16 protein-coding genes are annotated in these 19135 nt (G+C 34.4%); 12 read left to right on the plus strand and 4 right to left on the minus strand.

The genetic code is table 11. From position 1 onward, the window contains the following. The first annotated feature begins 367 nt into the window (after nt 1–367). From FDM27_RS02210 to FDM27_RS02230, 5 genes are all read left to right on the plus strand, one after another. A complete protein-coding gene (locus FDM27_RS02210) occupies nt 368–1417 on the plus strand; it encodes an MFS transporter (RefSeq protein WP_140485013.1) in 1050 nt (349 codons plus the stop codon). A 23-nt stretch (nt 1418–1440) separates the two neighbouring features. Then, nucleotides 1441–3657: a molybdopterin oxidoreductase family protein gene (locus FDM27_RS02215; RefSeq protein WP_140485014.1), complete on the plus strand. Its 2217-nt coding sequence runs from the start codon at nt 1441–1443 to the stop codon at nt 3655–3657. 21 nt (nt 3658–3678) lie between these two features. Then, entirely contained in the window at nt 3679–4248 is a 570-nt protein-coding gene (locus FDM27_RS02220; protein ID WP_140485015.1) for a 4Fe-4S dicluster domain-containing protein, read from the plus strand. Between the two features lie 86 nt (nt 4249–4334). Next, the gene (locus FDM27_RS02225; RefSeq protein ID WP_071185127.1) at nt 4335–4856 is read left to right on the plus strand and encodes a Rieske (2Fe-2S) protein; all 522 of its coding nucleotides are present in this window, start codon (nt 4335–4337) and stop codon (nt 4854–4856) included. A gap of 19 nt (nt 4857–4875) precedes the next feature. Then, nucleotides 4876–5130, plus strand: a complete 255-nt coding sequence (locus FDM27_RS02230) for a DUF6755 family protein (protein WP_071185128.1) — start codon at nt 4876–4878, stop codon at nt 5128–5130. A gap of 78 nt (nt 5131–5208) precedes the next feature. Here the strand turns inward: FDM27_RS02230 and FDM27_RS02235 are convergent, their stop codons facing one another. Both FDM27_RS02235 and FDM27_RS02240 read right to left on the minus strand, forming a co-directional pair. Then, complete coding sequence (locus tag FDM27_RS02235; protein WP_140485016.1) at nt 5209–5706, minus strand: hypothetical protein; 498 nt, start codon at nt 5704–5706, stop codon at nt 5209–5211. Between the two features lie 76 nt (nt 5707–5782). Continuing rightward, on the minus strand, nt 5783–8236 hold the full coding sequence (locus FDM27_RS02240) for a TonB-dependent receptor (RefSeq protein WP_140485017.1): 2454 nt from the start codon (nt 8234–8236) through the stop codon (nt 5783–5785). 163 nt (nt 8237–8399) lie between these two features. Between FDM27_RS02240 and FDM27_RS02245 the strand changes: the two genes are divergently transcribed. Continuing rightward, a complete protein-coding gene (locus tag FDM27_RS02245) occupies nt 8400–9425 on the plus strand; it encodes a 2-hydroxyacid dehydrogenase (RefSeq protein WP_140485018.1) in 1026 nt (341 codons plus the stop codon). 62 nt (nt 9426–9487) lie between these two features. Here FDM27_RS02245 and lysS read toward each other — a convergent pair whose 3' ends face one another. After that, entirely contained in the window at nt 9488–11188 is a 1701-nt protein-coding gene (gene lysS / locus FDM27_RS02250) for a lysine--tRNA ligase (RefSeq protein ID WP_140485019.1), read from the minus strand. 311 nt (nt 11189–11499) lie between these two features. Between lysS and FDM27_RS02255 the strand changes: the two genes are divergently transcribed. The 3 genes from FDM27_RS02255 to lipB all read left to right on the plus strand — a co-directional run bounded on the left by FDM27_RS02255 (nt 11500) and on the right by lipB (nt 14235). Next, complete coding sequence (locus tag FDM27_RS02255) at nt 11500–12312, plus strand: hypothetical protein (RefSeq protein WP_140485020.1); 813 nt, start codon at nt 11500–11502, stop codon at nt 12310–12312. 80 nt (nt 12313–12392) lie between these two features. Continuing rightward, on the plus strand, nt 12393–13157 hold the full coding sequence (locus FDM27_RS02260; RefSeq protein ID WP_255510444.1) for a hypothetical protein: 765 nt from the start codon (nt 12393–12395) through the stop codon (nt 13155–13157). Nucleotides 13158–13536: 379 nt separating this feature from the next. Beyond that, a complete protein-coding gene (gene lipB / locus FDM27_RS02265; protein ID WP_140485021.1) occupies nt 13537–14235 on the plus strand; it encodes a lipoyl(octanoyl) transferase LipB in 699 nt (232 codons plus the stop codon). A gap of 117 nt (nt 14236–14352) precedes the next feature. Here lipB and FDM27_RS02270 read toward each other — a convergent pair whose 3' ends face one another. Beyond that, nucleotides 14353–15012 (minus strand): ribonuclease HII, encoded by a 660-nt coding sequence (locus FDM27_RS02270; RefSeq protein ID WP_140485022.1) that lies wholly within the window; start codon nt 15010–15012, stop codon nt 14353–14355. Between the two features lie 292 nt (nt 15013–15304). Here FDM27_RS02270 and FDM27_RS02275 point away from each other — a divergent pair, with 292 nt between their 5' ends. The 3 genes from FDM27_RS02275 (at nt 15305) to FDM27_RS02285 (ending at nt 19091) form a co-directional block, all read left to right on the plus strand. Beyond that, nucleotides 15305–17257 (plus strand): putative porin, encoded by a 1953-nt coding sequence (locus FDM27_RS02275; protein ID WP_140485023.1) that lies wholly within the window; start codon nt 15305–15307, stop codon nt 17255–17257. A 6-nt stretch (nt 17258–17263) separates the two neighbouring features. Then, nucleotides 17264–17746 carry a 3'-5' exonuclease gene (locus tag FDM27_RS02280; RefSeq protein ID WP_140485024.1) on the plus strand — a complete coding sequence of 161 codons (483 nt, stop codon included), beginning with the start codon at nt 17264–17266 and terminating at the stop codon, nt 17744–17746. Between the two features lie 73 nt (nt 17747–17819). Next, nucleotides 17820–19091 (plus strand): DUF2851 family protein, encoded by a 1272-nt coding sequence (locus tag FDM27_RS02285; RefSeq protein ID WP_140485025.1) that lies wholly within the window; start codon nt 17820–17822, stop codon nt 19089–19091. Nucleotides 19092–19135: the final 44 nt, after the last annotated feature.

Below are 19135 nucleotides of genomic sequence, written 5' to 3' on the forward strand. Positions count from 1 at the left end.
TTTTAGAATCAATACTATTTGTGCTAATTAGTGTAATTCGTGGCAAAAATAAAACTCGTGCGTTTGCCCTGAAGGAATACTTAATTTGAAAAATAATTGGAACTCAGTTGATATTCAATAAAGCAGTACGTTTTTTACAATTTTATATCAAAAATTAATAGTTTGATGACATTCGATTGAAATTATTGTTGTAAATTAGTGATTTGTACATGAATTATAACATATTTAAGTGTTTTTGTACTTTAGAAAAATACTTAAGTAGTTTCACTTAGTTTTTCTTTTGTTTAATTTTACTCCCGAATAAAAACCTTTGGATTTTTGGATAAAAATAGATTTGTAATTGTAAGCGTGTAATACTAAAATTAAAATGAAAAACAGAACATATAATGTAAAAGCATTGCTCATTGCCACACTACTTTCAGTATTTATGATTGTGTTAGTGTTTTATGGTTCAAGAGAATTGCAAAATTTTGATGCAGCTTTAATTACCTACTTGTTTGGGACTGTATTCGCTTTCTTTGGGATTGTTTATCGTTATACGGTGTGGTTGCAAAGACCACCTACGTGGATTTATTTCAAAAGAGGAATTTGTTTCCTGTTTACAGGAAAGGTGTTTTCACATTTTTGGTTTGCTTCTAAAGAATCTATCGAAAATATAGCTTTTCAAAAATTTATATATCCAAGGGGAAAATACCGTTGGATAGCGCATTTTATGATTGCTGTAGGTTGTACATCGGCTTTTTTAATCACCATTCCGCTTACATTTGGTTGGATTCACTTTACGATGGCTCCTAATTCTATTTCGGTTTACGAAGCACATTTCTTTGGTTTCAAGGTAATGGATTTTGAATTGGATTCTATCATGGCATTCCTGACATTTCATGCGTTGAACTGGTCTTCTTATTTAGTGATTTTTGGTTCATTGTATTATTTAAGAAGACGATTGACTAATCCGGGATTGATTGCAACTCAGTCTTTTGAAGGCGATTTGTTGCCGCTCATTTTATTGATAGCTATTTCGGTTACAGGATTGGGATTGACTTATTCGTACCAATTCATGAAAGGTTTTGCTTTCGACTTTTTGGCTGTTCTTCATGCTGTTACGGTAATTATGTTTTTGATTTGGATTCCGTTTGGTAAATTTTTCCATATCATTCAGCGTCCGGCTCAAATTGGTGCACACATATATAATAAGGAAGGAAGAAGAAAAGGAATGGCGGTTTGTCCACATACCGGAGAAGAATTTGCTTCCAAATTGCATATTGACGATTTGAAAATAGTGACTAAACAATTAGGTTTCGACTTTTCGATGGAAGATGGTGGTTCGCACCTTGATTTAAGTCCTGAAGGGAAAAGAGCCCGATTGGCGAAAGCACACCTGAGAGCAAGACAGACTGGTGGAAATTTATTTGGATAATTTAAAGATAAAAGTATATAAACATGGCAAAATTACCTGTTTCAGAAGAGCATATTGTTGCACAATTTGGACCACATAAAAATTATAGTCCAAAGGAAGGCTATGAGGGAAGAGATGAACCAGATGAATTGGTAAAAACACATTGTTGTTTTTGCGGAATGCAATGCGGAATTCAACTATCTGTAAAAGAAAATAAAGTAGTAGGGTTTGAGCCCTGGATGGAATTTCCTTTTAATGAAGGCCGTCTTTGTCCAAAAGGAGTACAACGTTATTTGCAAAATAATCATCCAGACCGACTTTTAAGTCCGTTGAAAAGGGTAGAAGGACAAGGATTTGTACCTACTTCCTGGGATGTGGCTATGGAAAAAACGGTTTCTGAAATAAAACGTATTCAGGAAACTTATGGGAATGATGCTTTTTCGATGCTTTCGGGAGTTTCATTGACCAATGAGAAAAGTTATTTAGTTGGGAAATTTGCCAGAGTCGCTTTAAAAACCAAAAACCTGGATTATAACGGACGTTTGTGCATGGTAAGTGCCGGAGCCGGAAATAAAAAAGCATTTGGTTTAGACAGAGGTTCTAACAACTATTCGGATTTAGAATATGCTGAGGTGATTATTGTAGCCGGAGCCAATATTAGCGAAACATTTCCAACGCTGACGCATTGGATTTGGAAAGCCAGAGACAGAGGTGCAAAATTAATCGTAATCGATCCAAGGATGATTCCGCTGGCCAGAACAGCTGATCTTCACTTAGATGTGCGTCCGGGAACCGATTCGGCTTTGTATGGTGCGATGTTAAAGTATTTGGCCGATCATGATATGTTAGACCATGATTTTATTGATAATCATACTTCAGGATTTCAGGAAACTTTAGATGCTGTAAAAGACAATACGCTGGAATGGGCTGAAGAAATTACCGGAATTAAGAAAGAAAAAATACAACAGGCAGCTGAGTTATGGGGAAAAGCCAATACCAGTTTCTTGCTTCATGCCCGCGGAATCGAGCACCATTCTAAAGGTGTAGATAATGTTTTGGGATGTATCAATTTAGTCTTGGCAACGGGAAGAATTGGTAAACCTTATTGTGGCTATGCAACTATTACCGGACAAGGAAATGGACAAGGAGGTAGAGAACACGGTCACAAATGTGATCAATTGCCAGGAAACAGGGATATAGAAAATCCGGAACACCGTAAATATATTTCGGAAGTTTGGGGAATTAATGAGAAAGATTTACCGGGTAAAGGTTTATCGGCTTACGAAATTATCGAAGCCATTCACAGAGGGGAAATCAAAGGTTTATTGTCTATTTGTTTCAATCCGCTAGTTTCTTTACCTAACAGTAATTATGTTAGAGAAGCTTTGGAAAAGTTAGAATATTATGTTTGTATTGACTTTTTCTTAAACGAAACAGCGCGTCATGCCGATATTGTTTTAGCAGGTTCTTTGCAGGAAGAAGAAGAAGGAACGACTACTTCTGCCGAAGGTAGAGTAATTCGTATTCGTCAGGCGGTTACTCCTCCGGGAGATGCCAGAACAGATACTTCGATTATCTTGGAAATAGCCAAACGTTTAGGGGTGAAAGATAAATTTACCTATGAAAACAGTGAAGCCATTTTTAATGAATTGCGTGTTGCTTCAAAAGGAGGAACAGCCGATTATTATGGAATTACTTATAAAAAAGTAGAAGATAATATGGGTGTTTTTTGGCCATGTCCAACAGAAGATCATCCCGGAACACCGCGTTTATGGGAAGACAGGAAGTTTAAAACGCCTGATGGGAAAGCCCATTTTAATCCGGCGCCATACAAACTTCCCGGTGAAGTAACTGATGCCGATTATCCGGTGATTTTGACTACCGGTCGCGTGGTATCACAATATTTAAGTGGAACACAAACCCGTAGAATTGGAAAATTAGTAGATCAGTTTCCGGAGCCATTATTGGAAATTCATCCTAAATTGGCACAACAATACGGAATCAAACAAAGAGAATTAATTAAGGTTTCTACCCGAAGAGGAGAAGGGATTTTTCCGGCTAATATTGTAGAAACCATTCGGGAGGATACCGTTTTTATTCCGTACCACTGGTCCGGAAAAAAATCAGCAAACCAATTGACGCCGGGAACATTAGATCCAATTTCTAAAATACCTGAATTTAAAGTTTGTGCCTGTCATTTGGAACCGCTTAAGGAAATAGCTCCGCCTTCAAAAGAATCAAAGGCTTACGCTAGTATTTAATCTATAAAAAAATGATATAAAATGAACTATACCAGTTTCAATAAAAATGAAGAGTTTTTTGTAGATATGCAACGTTGCATTGGCTGTAAAGCCTGTGAAATGGCTTGTGCCGAATGCGAGACTAACGGTCAGGATTCGATGATACATGTTAATTATGTAGACAGAGCTTCGACCGTGCAAACTACAGTTCAGGTGTGTATGCATTGTGACGATCCGGTATGTGCTAATGTGTGTCCGGCTGATGCGATTTCGAAAGATGAATTCGGAATTGTTCACACTGCCAATACCGAAAGATGTATTGGATGCTCTAACTGTGTGATGGCTTGTCCTTTTGGTGTGCCAAAGAAAGAAGAAAATTACGATTTGATGATGAAATGTACCATGTGTTACGATCGAACCAGTGTGGGCAAAAAACCAATGTGTGCTACAGTTTGTCCAAGTGGGGCTTTGTTCTACGGTACTAAAGATGAAATCCAGGAAATGCGTCCGAATAGTACTCCGGTAAATAGTTTCATATTTGGAAAAGAAGTGGTGAATACTAAGGTTAATATCATGATGCCTAAAGGAAGTACAGAACTGATAATATATTAAGAAGTTAGAAGTGGGAAGTTAGAAGTATCTCAACTTGAAAGCTAAAACTTGAAATTGGAAACATAAACTTTTTAGAACATAAAAAAATGTCAAAAGAAGATAATTTAAATAAAAATTGGAAAAAGGATTTTCCAATTGAAAAACAACAAGCTACTAATGTAAGTCGTCGTGACTTTGCTAAGTTCTTAACTTTAGTATCCGGAGGATTGATGGTAGGTAGTGGATTAGTTGCCGCTAAAGCTTATATGTATCCAAAAGAAGAAGTAGAAGGAGAACATTTTGTATGCAAAAAAGAGGAAGTTCCGCTAGGAGGAACACGTGCTTTTGTAATCGATGGAAGCACAATTCCTTATATATTGATTCATCTGGAAACTGGCGAGTTTAAAGCATACGAACAGAAATGTACCCACCTTTCTTGTTCTGTTTTTTACAAGCCAGGAACCGGAATTATTCATTGTCCATGTCACGAGGGGTCGTTTGATGCTAATACAGGTGATGTTATTGCAGGACCTCCGCCTAGAGCTTTGCCAAGTTTAGATGTGTTTTTCAAAGGAAATGACATATATGTTAAAGCAGCAACAGCAATGCAGCAAGCAAAACTCGGATAAATTATTAAAATAAATCGCTATGAGTAATTTTAGAAGAAGTCAGAATCAATCCAATCCTAATAAATTAAACGCAATCCTTTCGTCGTTAATTTTTATATTAATATTGAATGTGAGTATCCAAATTTGGTTGTTGTATGCTTCATTGAATAATGCTTTGGATAACAATAAAGAGATTCTTATTCCTGCATTTGTGGCCTCTTTAATCTTGTTTTTGATAGGTTTTAGCTGGTTGTATTATTTACCAACAGGAAATAACGGTCATACCAAAAAATAAACAGACTTATATATCAATATGAAAAAGGGATTAACTTAATTATAAAAGTTAATCCCTTTTTTTGTGTTTTGAACACAGTTATTTTTTTATCGCAGTACTATCTTTGTGCTTCATTCCTTTTTTCATGGTATGACGGTCGTGTTGTCTCATTTCAGGGCGGTGTTTTTTTCTGAAATCTTCACGGTGGTGTTTTTTCATTTCGCCCCATTTTTTGAATTGATCCGGGGAAAGGACTTTTTTCATTTTTGCATTCATAGCAATTTGTTCATCGAGCATTTTGCTTTTCATTTGGAAAATTTCGTCCGAAGTTGGTTTTTCTGTCTTAGCTTTTCTGTCTTTCAAATGAGCCTCTCTTTTTGCACTTTGTTCTGCAATAATTTTTCCCATTTCTTTTTGTTGGGAATCATTCAAATCCAACTCTAATGTCATTTTTTTCAACATTAGTTGATTGCGCTGTTCCGGTGTGAATTTCTCCATCGGATTGCCATCGTGTTTCGTTGGTCTTGGCTGTTTTTCTTGTGCATAAGAAGATACGCTAATAATAGTGATCAATGCTGCAGTGATTAAGTTTTTCATAGTCAATAGGTTTTATTTTTTAAATAAGACTGCTGGTGCTGTTTAAAGTTTAATTGTTAAGAAGAAATTATGATTTTTATTTTTTTATTTGATAACTGCTTTTTACTACAATAGGGATTCCATTATTGGTTATTCCTTCTAAATTGATATTTACAGTTGTGTCAACTTCATTGTTATAATACGAAATTGTGGTGCTTCCTTTTTCATCAGGCTGAACGTAAGGATTCCAATATAAGGTGTTTCGAATATCGGCTTTGTCCTTTTCTAATGGCTTTGGTTGACTGTAATCAGGAGAGTAGAAAAATCGGGTATTTTGATATCCATTGATGGGCATGGCTATAGAGTGAAAAACTTTTTTACTTGTAGTGCTTCCTTTTCCAAGTTTGGTATAGATAATTAAGGCTCCATTGGCACCTTGTGAACCAAAAACAGCAGCTCCAGGGCCTTTTATGGCTTCAATTTTAGCAATATCATCGGTAGAAATAGAAGACAAAAGATCCATATCCGTTTCTATTCCATCAACTAAAATAATTGGTGGGCCATTATAACGGTTAAAACGAACGGAATTAGCAGTAGCTGTTAGATTAGGAATGGCAATTTGCAGCAGTATAAAAATATTAGAAGATCGAGGGCCTTTTTCTTCAGGAACATAAGTAAAATCGGCAAAACCGTAGCGACTTTCAGTGGTATCATCTTTTTTCTTTTTTGCAGTAATAATTACATCTTTCAATTGGTTTTCTTCGGGAATATTAAAAAGAATGTTTTTATTACGAATATTTGTTTTGATTTGAGTTATTTTATTTTCTTCATAATTTAAAGGATAATAGCCCTTGAAATCGACTGCTATGGGTTGATTGTATATAGAGTCCAGCACAAATTCGCCACTGTTTTTTCCTTTTTGATTTTTTGTATTGAGTAGCATAGTAGCGGTGCCTTTGAAAACAATATTATTGAATTCAAATTTTCCATTCACATCAGTAGTGTCATTTAGCATTGCGGTAGCTTTGTTGTTTAAAAGTATCATTTGTACCTGATTATTTTCTTTGGCTGTAGTGCCAAATAAATTCTCCACTTTTCCAGTAATAGAAATTCCTTTTTCGACTTTAAAGTTTTGATTATTATTGAGATTTGGGAATTTTTTCCAGACAAAATCACGCCATCCCTGGGTTAATAAAAGAAGATCTAAATGATTTAGTCTTGCAGGATTTGAATTGTTGAAATAATAATTTGGGTTGTGTACTTTTCCTTTAATATCTGAAGCCATGAGGAAATAAGAACAAATATTTAAAGTGTTGTCAAAATTTTCGTTTATGCCATTGGTGTCCGTTGCGGCTATTGAAAAGTTAGCTATCAAAGGATTTCCTTGTTTGTCTTTTGCTGAAACACTCAGGTTTACTTTTTCTTTTGGAGTATATTGTTTTTTATCAGTTGATAAAGATACCGTAATATCATTATTTTTTTCGATGTAAACTAATCGTTCGCTTTGTGGTCGGGAGAGTTTATCATAAAGTGTGATTTGTGCAATACCTTCCGGGAAATTTTCCTCGGGTAATATAAACGAAAGTTTAGTGTCTTTTAAGGGTTGAGTTCCTTCAAAATAAGTAATGCCTCTTGTGGTGCAAATAAGTGTTAAATCAGCATCCGGGTTTTGATTCAGCGTGGCTGCATTGGTTTTAATAGAGACTATTTTTTTCTCATCAACTTTATTAACAGATAATGTATAGCCTGTTTTTTGAATTTCAGGTAAGTTTATTTTTACTTCTTCATTGTTAGGAATGGTCACTTTGGCATAGTACTTTTGGTTTTTTTCGGGTTGTAATATAAATTTTCCCATGCCGTCATGAATACTTTTGAATAAAGTGATTGGTTTATCATTAGTATCAAAAATAGTCCCTTTTATTTCAATTGGATTTCCGTAGGAATCCGTTGCTTTGAAGGCTACATTACTAATTACATCTTCTACAAGAGAGCCGCCTTCGGGGAAAAAAACGACTAGTACTGCTGCTGTGTTTTCAACTTTTGAATTGTCTTTTTTGCTCTTAGAGATTGTTTTTGTGTTATTGTTTTCTTTAGATAGGATTGCATTCTCTTTGTTAGGAGTAATAATTTGGATTTCTTTTTTGAAAACAAAATCATCTCCATAATTCCGCATCCAGTTAGTGTAAGCTCTTAACTGGTAGGTCCCTGGTTTTACACCAAGAGAATCCGCCAATACAAAATCCCCATGACCAAGACCGCCTTCAAGGTTGGTTATATTACGACTGATTATTTTAGATTCTGGTGAAATGAGTTCTACATAGAGTATTTTGCTATGATCAAAAAGTTGATTGGTGTAAGCATAGACTGAATAGGCTTTGTACCATAATGATTCTCCAACCGTGTAATAATTATTGTCAGTATGGAGGTAAACTTTTTCAATCTCTGGTGGAGTAGTTTTTGTTTTTTGAATAGAATCGTTTAGCTGTTGAGCAAAATTGATTGTGGGTATGCTGAAAAAAAATACAAGTAGGTAAAATAATTTTTTGGTCATAGTGGTTATTCTTTGGTTCAGTTGTGATAGAGTATATTTTTGGTTTAGAAGTATAAATGTAATCTATTTATTATATAGATTGTTTTTTTTATAAATGGTTTAATATTATTTCCTAAATTGGAATAACACTTTTAAATAAAAAAGAATCCTTTAAAAACAGCTCATGAAACACCCTATTTTACCAATAAAATCAAGAATTGCTTTTTTCTCAACCCAAGCTTATGATAAAGTTTTCTTTGAAAAGTATAATGTTGATTATGGTTACGAATTAGATTTTTTTGACACTCAATTAAATGAGCAAACGGCGAAATTAATTAGTAATACTGATGTTATTTGTGTTTTTGTAAATGATGTCGTCAATGCATCGGTAATCAAACAACTGGCAGAAAGAAAGGTGCGAATCATTGCTTTGCGTTGTGCAGGTTTTAATAATGTAGATTTAGAAGCTGCCAAAAAATATAATCTAAAAGTATGTCGCGTACCTGCTTATTCTCCTGAAGCGGTTGCTGAACATGCGATGGCAATGATTTTGACATTAAACAGAAAAACGCATAAGGCCTACAATCGGGTTCGGGAACAAAATTTTTCTTTAAACGGATTATTGGGTTTCGATTTACATGGCAAAACGGTTGGGATTATTGGAACTGGGAATATTGGTAAAGCGTTTGCCAAGATTGTAACAGGCTTTGGTTGCAAAGTTCTGGCTTTTGACATCGTTACCGATCCTGAAATGGAGGCTGCTGGAGTAACTTTTGTTCCGTTAGAAACTATTTTTAAAGAATCGGATATTATCTCGTTGCATTGTCCGTTGAATGAAAAAACAAAACATCTTATTGATAAAAAATCACTTTCGATGATGAAAGAGCATGTGATGATTATCAATACCAGTCGTGGAGCTTTAATTCAAACTTTGGATGTGATTGAAGCATTGAAAAAAGGAAAAATAGGTTATTTAGGAATTGATGTTTACGAACAGGAAGAAAAACTTTTTTTCAGAGATCTGTCGGAAGATATTATTCAGGACGATGCTATTCAGCGTTTAATGAGCTTCCCGAATGTTCTGGTTACAGCCCATCAGGCTTTTTTTACCAATGAAGCGTTGACGCAGATCGCTTTAGTAACTTTTAGTAATATTGAATCACTACTTACTCAAAATGATATTGATAACAAAGCTGCTTTGTTGGTTTAAAACACAAAACCCGTCTTGTTCTAAAAAACGAGACGGGTTTGAATATTATTCGAATAAAAAAATTATCCCACTAATTCCACCACTTTACTTTCGCCGTCAACGGCTACTTTAGTCAAACCGTGTTTAGATAAGTTTTTCATAGACGCATCCCATTTTTTACCGCTTAAATTTGCAGTAATTTTTAATTGCGTCAGATCCATTTTATTTTCGCTCTTTTTCAATAAATCTACTATGAATTTTTCTTCATCAGATAATTCAATAGTTTGTTTTTTCTCAGGTCTCATTTGCGGGAACAATAATACTTCTTGGATAGAAGCATTATTCGTCAAGAACATCATCAAACGATCCATTCCAATTCCTAAACCAGATGTAGGAGGCATTCCGTATTCTAATGCTCTTAAGAAATCTTCATCGATAATTCCATTAGCTTCATCATCACCTTTGGCAGCTAAACGCATTTGGTCTTCAAAACGCTCTCTTTGGTCAATTGGGTCATTTAATTCTGAATATGCATTTGCAACTTCTTTTCCACAAACCATCAATTCAAAACGCTCTGTCAATTCAGGATTGTCGCGGTGTTCTTTACACAATGGTGACATTTCTTTTGGATAATCGGTAATGAATGTAGGCTGAATATAATTTCCTTCACATTTAGCTCCAAAAATTTCATCAATCAGTTTTCCTTTACCCATGGTTTCGTCAACCTCAATTCCCATGCCTTTAGCAGCTTCGTACAATTCGGCTTCACTTTTACCGGAAATATCAAAACCTGTAAAATGTTTGATAGAATCTGTCATCGTTACGCGGGCATAAGGCGCTTTGAAACTAATTTGGTGTTCGCCAAAAGTAGCTTCGCTGGTACCATTCACGCCAATAGCGCAATGCTCTAACAATTTCTCGGTAAATTCCATCATCCAGTTGTAGTCTTTGTAGGCTACATATATTTCCATAGCGGTAAATTCCGGGTTGTGGGTTCTGTCCATTCCTTCGTTACGGAAGTTTTTCGAAAACTCATATACTCCATCAAATCCACCTACAATCAATCTTTTTAAATACAACTCATTCGCAATACGCATATACAACGGAATATCTAATGAGTTATGATGCGTGATAAACGGACGCGCTGCAGCACCACCCGGAATTGCTTGCAAAACCGGAGTTTCTACTTCAAGATACCCGGCGTCATTAAAGAATCCACGCATGGCGTTGAACAATTTCGTTCTTTTGATAAAAGTATCTTTTACGTTTTGGTTCACTGTTAAATCCACATAACGCATACGGTAACGCAATTCGGCATCGTTAAAGGCATCATGTACTTTTCCGTCTTCATCCACTTTTGGTAACGGCAGCGGACGCAAAGTTTTACTCAAGAAAGTAAATCCGCTTACACGAATACATTTCGCACCAACCTGTGTCGTAAACAATTCACCTTCAATGCCAATAAAATCACCTAAATCGGTTAATTTTTTGAATACTTGGTTGTACAATGTTTTATCATCACCTTCACACAAAACATCGCGATTCACGTACAATTGAATACGTCCTTCGCTATCCTGTAATTCGGCAAAACAAGCTTTTCCTTGATCTCTCACACTCATTAAACGCCCGGCAACAATAACCTTCTTTCCTTCTTCAAATGCTTCCTTAATCTGCTTCGAAGTATGATTTACAGGAAAAAGATTCGCAGGATAAGGGTTGATTCCCAGGTTGCGTAAAGATTGAAGTTTTTCTCTTCGGATGATTTCTTGTTCTGATAATGCCATTATAGTCTGATTTTTAAGACCGCAAAGATAACAAATTGATTGCAGATTTTAGAAAGCAGGTTTTAGAATTTTTAGGAGCAGAAAATTCCCGTTTTTAATCATGATTTGTCCCGCTATTCGTTTCAATCTATTGTGCCAAACACTGGCACAATAGGATTTTCACTGCTATCGGGGCTCTAGGTTAGAATTATTATATTTTAGATTTAAGAAAGAAATTTTAAAATAGGATTTTGTAAATCCAGAAAAGTTGTATAGAATTGTACTTGTTTAGTATTTGTACAAAAAAAAAATAAAATATACAGAAAGAATTTATGAATAAAGTCGAAATATACCAATATTACTCTTTTGGATATAATTATCATATATTATTAAATGGAAGTCAAGATGATACAATTGAGGATTTTTTTCAAAAAATTAATGAATATTTAAAATTTATTGATGGGCTTAAATTAAAAGTTACAAAGTCAAGTCTTAAGCTTCAGGGAATAGATGAGGATATTGATAAACTTTCTAAATTAAATAGAGGTAGAAAAAAAACAGAGATAACTCCTAAAGAAATCCACAATGCAATAACAAATAAGATAAGGAATACAGACAAAACTCTTGATGCAGAATTAAATATTATATCTGCTTATTATCTTCAAAACGATAAAAGAATTTCACAAGAAATTCTTGAAAATGAAATGTTTAAGTTGTTTGCTAATGATGTTTTTTATTTATTACCAGATATTGCATTTTATGACTTTGATGAAGCAGGCAAATGTCTTTTGTTTAATAGGTATACAGCTTGTGCTTTTCATACTTTAAGAGGTACTGAGGATACATTAAAGTTTTATTATCAAAAATTATTAGGTGTCGTAGCTACTGAAAGTCAGACTTGGTGGAATTTTTATGATGAAATTGAAAAATCAAATGCAAGTGGAAAACTAAATCCTAAACTAAACGAAGAATTAATGATAAATTTAAATTCTCTTCGAAAATTTTATCGAAATAAGACACAGCATCCACAGATGATATACAATTCAGATGAAGTTCAAGATTTATTATTTCTATGTGTAAAAACAGTAAGTGAAATGGTTAAAGATTTAGAAAAAAGAGGATTGATTTCTGTTTTACCGTTTTAAGTATTGTTTTTAATAATTTGACTATTGAGATGTAATTCGTTCATCAAACCTGAAATTTTAACCCAAATATGAAACAAATCATGATAAATTTATACAAATTACTTAGTCTTTCTCTTTTAGTGCTAACGCTTACCAGCTGCAATTTCACCGAAAACATTGAAGTGCGTCCTGATGGTTCAGGAACTTTTGCAATAGAAGTTGATGGTTCTGGTTTTATGGCGATGGCAGGAGAAAAAATAGGAAGCGAATTGGGAGCCAAAAATAATGCTAAGGCAATAGATTCTACGTTTTCGTTCAAGCAGATTTTTGAAACTAAAAAAGACAGTATTGCTAAATTGGCTCCTGAGCAACAAGCTGCTCTGAAAAAGTTGGAAAACTTTGTGATGAAAATTAAAATGAATCCCGAAGCCAAACAATTATTGTTTTCTATGGACACTCCGTTTAAAAGTATCAATGACTTAGATGGTGTTATGGAAAGTATGGGAGCATTGAAAGACCTTAAAGGGAAATCAGATAAAAATAGTAATCCTGCTGCTATGATGAGTAGTATTGGCGCTGATAATTCTAAATTAAGCTTTAGTTATAATGGGAAAAATTTTAGCCGAAAAGTGATAGTTTTAAAAGACCAAATCAAAAAAATAGCGGCTGATTCAATGGGCATGGCTAAAATGATTTTTGCTTCATCAAAATATACTTTGAAATACCATTTTCCTAAGGCGGTAAAATCAGTTTCTAATCCAGATGCCATGTTTAGTGCCGACAGAAAAACCATTACTGTGGAATATCCTTTTACGGATTATAGCGAAAATCCGGAAAAACTGAATTTGAATGTGGTTTTTGAATAATCAATTCTTGTTGTTTACGAGATTCAAACGTCCTTAGCTTCCGCAGTCGAGTGTCAAATGTTTGAAGAATGCGTAAAAAGAAAAGCTGTTTGAGCGTAGCGAGTTCTTTTCTTTTAGCATTCGAAAACTAATTTGACCGACGAGGAAGCGTAAGACTTGATTTTTTTGTTTCTTTTTTGATCAAGCAAAAAAGAAAATAATATTTTCTAATAAAATACTTAAACGGACTTTTGGGTAGCTAATTCAATAGATTAAGCACAATAAATAACAATCTTTTCGACTTTGTGACTCCGTGGCAAAAGAAAATAATTAATTGTATTTTTGCAGCTCATCAAATAAATGAACGAAAGTGAGATTGCTTCGTTCCTCGCAATGACTAATGAATAAAAAAATCCAACTTCAAGATTTAGGCAATAAGGATTATAAATCAACCTGGGAATATCAGGAAGAATTATTCAAAGGAATTGTCGATTTAAAAATTCAAAACCGCAGAGAGGAAACTAATCTTCCTACGCCTAATTATTTCCTTTTTGTGGAGCATCCGCATGTATATACCTTGGGGAAAAGTGGTGATTTTGAAAATTTATTGTTATCCGAAAAACAACTGGAAGCCAAAGGAGCTACTTTTTACAAAATCAATCGTGGTGGTGATATTACCTATCATGGCCCGGGACAAATTGTAGGTTATCCTATTCTGGACTTAGAAAATTTCTTTACTGATATTCATAAATACCTGCGTTTTCTGGAAGAAGCTATTATTCTGACTTTGGCTGAATATGGAATAGAGTCCGGACGCAGCGATGGGGAAACAGGAGTTTGGCTTGGAGTAGGAACGCCATTTGCCCGTAAAATTTGTGCTATGGGTGTGCGCGCTTCGCGTTGGGTAACCATGCACGGATTTGCCCTAAACGTCAACGCCGATTTGGGTTATTTTGATAATATTATTCCTTGTGGAATTCGAGGAAAAGCGGTGACTACTTTAAATGTAGAACTCGGTGTCGAAAAAGTAGATGAGGAAGAAGTGAAAGCGAAAATCCTGAAACATTTTACAGATTTATTTGAAGCTGAGTTTCAATAAATCTTCTCGCTAACGGTAATTTTTGGCACGCAGATTCAACGGATTTCAGCAGATTTTTTCTTAGAATCTTTTTGATAAAAAAACTTAGTGTCTTTGCGTCTTCGTGGCAAAAAAAAACTATAAATCTAAAGCAAGTTGTTCCGGCAACAATCTAAAACTCATTCGGTGGTATTTTGTAGTGCCATATTTTCGGATAGCTTCGCGGTGTTCTTTAGTAGGATAGCCTTTGTTTTTTTTCCAGTTATACATAGGGAACTCTTCGTGAATTCGGTCCATATATTCATCACGATAGGTTTTTGCCAAGACAGAAGCCGCAGCAATGCTTAAATATTTGGAGTCGCCTTTTACAATACTTTGATTCGGAATTGATTTTAGTAATTCGATTTCTTCAGCGGTGAATTGTTTTCCAGTGGTGTTTTTTAGACCCAGTTTAGCATTCAGACTTCTGTTGCCATCCACAATAATAAATTCGGGAACTACATTTAATTTCAAAACGGATTCCTGCATGCCTTTCATCGAAGCGTTCAGGATGTTGATTTCGTCAATTTCATTTGGAAGCAAATGAGTTACAGCAAAAGTAACTGCTTCATCTTCGATTATGGGACGTAATTTTTCTCTAACTTTTTCAGAAAGTTGCTTACTGTCGTTTAAAATAGAATTGCTAAAATTTGTTGGTAGAATTATTGCAGCAGCAGTAACAGGCCCGGCAAGGCAACCACGACCCGCTTCGTCGGTTCCGGCTTCAAGAATCAATTTTGAAAAAGTAGAGGCAAGCATATTATACCGTTTATAATTATTTTTTAATCCAATTGTTCCTGTATAATGCCGTTGTATATTTCATCTAGTCCTCCCGATAGCTATCGGGATTATTGAACTGATTTGAAATAACAAACGGTATAGAAAAATTTTCGGAAGGCAAAGATTATAAAATTTTTAAGATAATTGTTCGTTAATCTTCTATTTGCTTAGATATCGAGCTCAATTAAGTTGTTTTTTTATACGTTTTTATCATTTACCTTTGCTCCGTTATTAGTTTTAAAATAAAAGCCTAATTATATATTTTTCACGAATGAGAATTCTCTTTTTTCTATATTTTTTAGTTCTGCCTACATTGTTGTTTTCTCAAGTAGATTCAAGAGAAGATACACCTAAAAGGAGTTTTTCGGATCGGTTAAAAGGGGCAAATAGCAAGGATAAAGACACAACTAAGGTTGCGTCAATAGATATGTACCGATTTATTACCTTAGAAAGAGATACAACTTATTTAGATACTTCGCTTACCATTGACAAGGAATACAGTCATAATTTTATTCGTAGAGATCTTTTTGGATTATTAGCTTTTCCTAATGAAGGACAAGCTTATAACACACTTTATTATAATTTAGAACAAAATTCACCTTATCCTGAATTTGGTTTTAAGGCAAAGCATTTCAATTTTTTAGAAGCCAATCAAATTCGATATGGCTCGGTTGCGACTCCTGTAACCGAATTATTTTTTAAATCCACTTTAGGGAGAGGGCATTCAGTCGATTCTTATTTTACGTTGAATCTTTCGCCAAATTTGAATTTATCCATTGCTTACAAAGGATTGCGTTCAGAAGGGAAGTATATTAATCAGTTAACCAGTATAGGTAGTTTTAGGTTTACAGCCAGTTATAACAATGCCAGTAAACGTTATTATTTGAATGCACATTTTACAGGTCAGGATGCTTTAAATGAGGAAAATGGAGGAATAACAACTATAGAGGATTTTGAAAGTGAAGATCCTGATTTTCAAAACAGACAGCGTTTGCAGGTCTATTTGACCGATGCGGAATCTTTTTTGAAAGCCAAACGCATTTTTGCCGATCATAGTTTTAGAATCAATCCAACTCAGGGGGATAATAATTTATATGTGTCACACCAGCTGAATTATGAGAATAAGTTTTTTGAATATTTTCAGCCAACAATACTTTCTGCGGTTGGAACACAATCTGTAAAACGATTTGGTGATGCCATTGTGACTTCCAATTTAAAAGACCAAACACATTACAATAAGATGTATAATAAAGCGGCTGTAATGTATGAGAATAATTTGTTGGGAAAATTTCAGTTTTATATAGATGATTATCGTAGTAATTTTTATTACAATCGAATATTGATTAATGATGATGGTGTAGTTCCGTCAACTTTATCCCGAAATATCAATAGTGTTGGGGGACAATACGAATATTGGAAAAATAAATGGCATGGGAAATTTTTGCTTTCCAGATCAATTACAGCTCAGTCCATATCTAATTTAGAAGCCAAATTAAATTATGATTTGAATGACGATTTCCAGTTTGTTTTTGGATACCAAAATCTGAGTAAGTTGCCTAACGATAATTATAATTTGTACCAAAGTAATTATGTAAACTACAACTGGTCGAATAATTTTAAAAACGAAAAAATCAATGTGTTAAGCGGAAGTGCTGTTACGCCTTGGTTTGAGGCTTCGTTACAGTTGTCGGCTTTAACGGATTATTTGTATTTTGAAAATACAGCCGTCGATGAATCGCAACAAATAGTTACACCTAACCAATTTGGCGGAACGATTAAATACCTTTCTCTTAAATTAAATAAGGAGTTGACTTTTGGGAAATTTGCTTTAAACAATACCGTTTTGTATCAAAAAGTCGATCAGCAGCAAGCGGTATTAAATGTGCCTGAATTTGTAACCAGAAATACAATTTACTATACTAATTATTTCTTTCATAAAGCATTGTTTCTTCAGGCAGGAGTCACTTTGAATTATTTTACGAATTATTTTGCCAACGATTATAACCCTGTTATTGGAGAGTTTTTTGTGCAGCAAAACAAACAAATAGGTAATTATCCTAATCTGGATTTCTTTATTAACGCTAAAATCCAAAGAACAAGAGTTTATCTAAAAGCCGAACACTTTAATGCGGCTTACACAGGAAACAATTATTATTCGGCTCCTAATAATCCGTATCGTGATATGACGATTCGTTTTGGTTTGATTTGGAATTTCTTTAATTAATTCAAAATGACCTTTACCGCTATAGATTTTGAAACCGCTACATCTTTTCATCCCTGTTCTGTAGGGATTGTTACTGTAGAAAATGGGATTATTGTGGACGAATTTGTTACTTTGATTCAACCGCCAAACAATCTTTATAATCCTTATACAATTCAGGTTCACGGAATTTATCCAAGTGATACAGCCAGGGCTAAAAACTTTCTTCAGGTATTTCCGGAAATTCAAAAACGCCTTCAAAACAGAGTGGTTGTAGCGCACAACGAGAGTTTTGACCGCAATGTTTTGTTAAAGTCGATGGATTATTATGGTTTGGATTACGGTGGTTTGAATATTGCTTCCCGTTGGGAATGTACCGTAAAAATCTATAAGGCAAAAGGTATAAAACCTACCAAGCTCAGTGATTGTTGCCGCGAAATGAAAATCCAACTGAATCATCACGAAGCATTGTCTGATGCCAGGGCTTGTGCTCAATTGTATTTGAAGCGATAAGAAATTTTATTCCAAAGTTAATAGCGTAAGTTTTTTCATTAAATTAGTGTGCTAATTTTTTTAGGTCATTAAGATGAAAGAAGATTTTTTACATTATCTCTGGAAATTCAGGAAGTTTGATACGCTTAATTTAAAAACTACCTCCGGGCAGGAAATAGCAATTATTACTGTTGGTCAGTATTTGCAGCAAGCAGGGCCTGATTTTTTTAATGCTCAAATTTCCATTGGAAACCAAAAATGGGCGGGTAATGTCGAAATTCATCTCAAATCATCAGACTGGTATGTGCATCATCACGAAAAAGATGTGGCTTATGAAAATGTAATTCTTCATGTAGTTTGGGAACATGATGTGGAAGTTTTTAGAAAAAACAATTCGGAGATTCCGGTTTTGGAACTTAAGCATTACGTTAGTAAGGAAGTTTTAGCTAATTATCAAAGGTTAATTGCACCAAAATCATGGATTTTTTGCGAAAAGCAGCTAAAGTATTTTGATGATTTTGTTTTGAAAAATTGGCAGGAACGTTTGTTTTTTGAACGTTTAGAGCGAAAATCGAAAGCTATTTATCAGTTGTTAGAACAGACTAATCAGGATTGGGAAGCGGTCTTGTTTTGTATGCTGGCTAAAAATTTCGGTTTGAATACTAATGGTGAAGTTTTTCTGAAAATTGCCCAATCAATTCCTTTTTCGGTTATAAGAAAAGAAAGTTTTGAAGTCGAAAATTTAGAAGCAATGTTGTTTGGTCAAGCGGCTTTATTGCAGGCAGAAAAGGAAGATACTTATTTTAAGGATTTAAAATTTCGCTATTTTTATTTGCTTCACAAATACCAATTGGAATCTAAAAATGAAGGACAAGTACAGTTTTTTAAACATCGTCCGGATAATTTTCCCACGATTCGATTGTCACAATTGGCTCATTTGTATCATATTCATCAAAATCTTTTTTCGAAAATTAATAGTGTTTCTTCGATAGCAACTATTTATCAATTGTTTCAACTGGGAACTTCGGTTTATTGGGAAACGCATTATCAATTTGATAAAGTGAGTCCGAAGAAGTCAAAGAAATTATCAAGATCTTTTGTCGATTTAGTATTGATTAATACGATTATCCCTATTCAGTTTGCGTATGCTAAAAGTCTGGGAAAGGAAGTGACTGAGGATTTGATGGCAATGTTAGTGGAGGTTGCTCCTGAGAAAAATGCAATTATTGATAAGTTTGAATCGTTTGGTGTAAAAGCCAGTAATTCGTTTGAAACACAATCTTTGTTGCAATTAAAGAATGAATATTGTGTTAGTGGAAAATGTTTAGACTGTGCTATAGGAATGGAGTTGTTGAAGAGTGGTTAATGATTCTATTTTTGTAATTTTGTCCAAAAATTTAAAAAAAAACA

It is taken from the genome of Flavobacterium sp. GSA192, from assembly GCF_006386525.1.
GTDB classification, from domain to species: domain Bacteria; phylum Bacteroidota; class Bacteroidia; order Flavobacteriales; family Flavobacteriaceae; genus Flavobacterium; species Flavobacterium commune.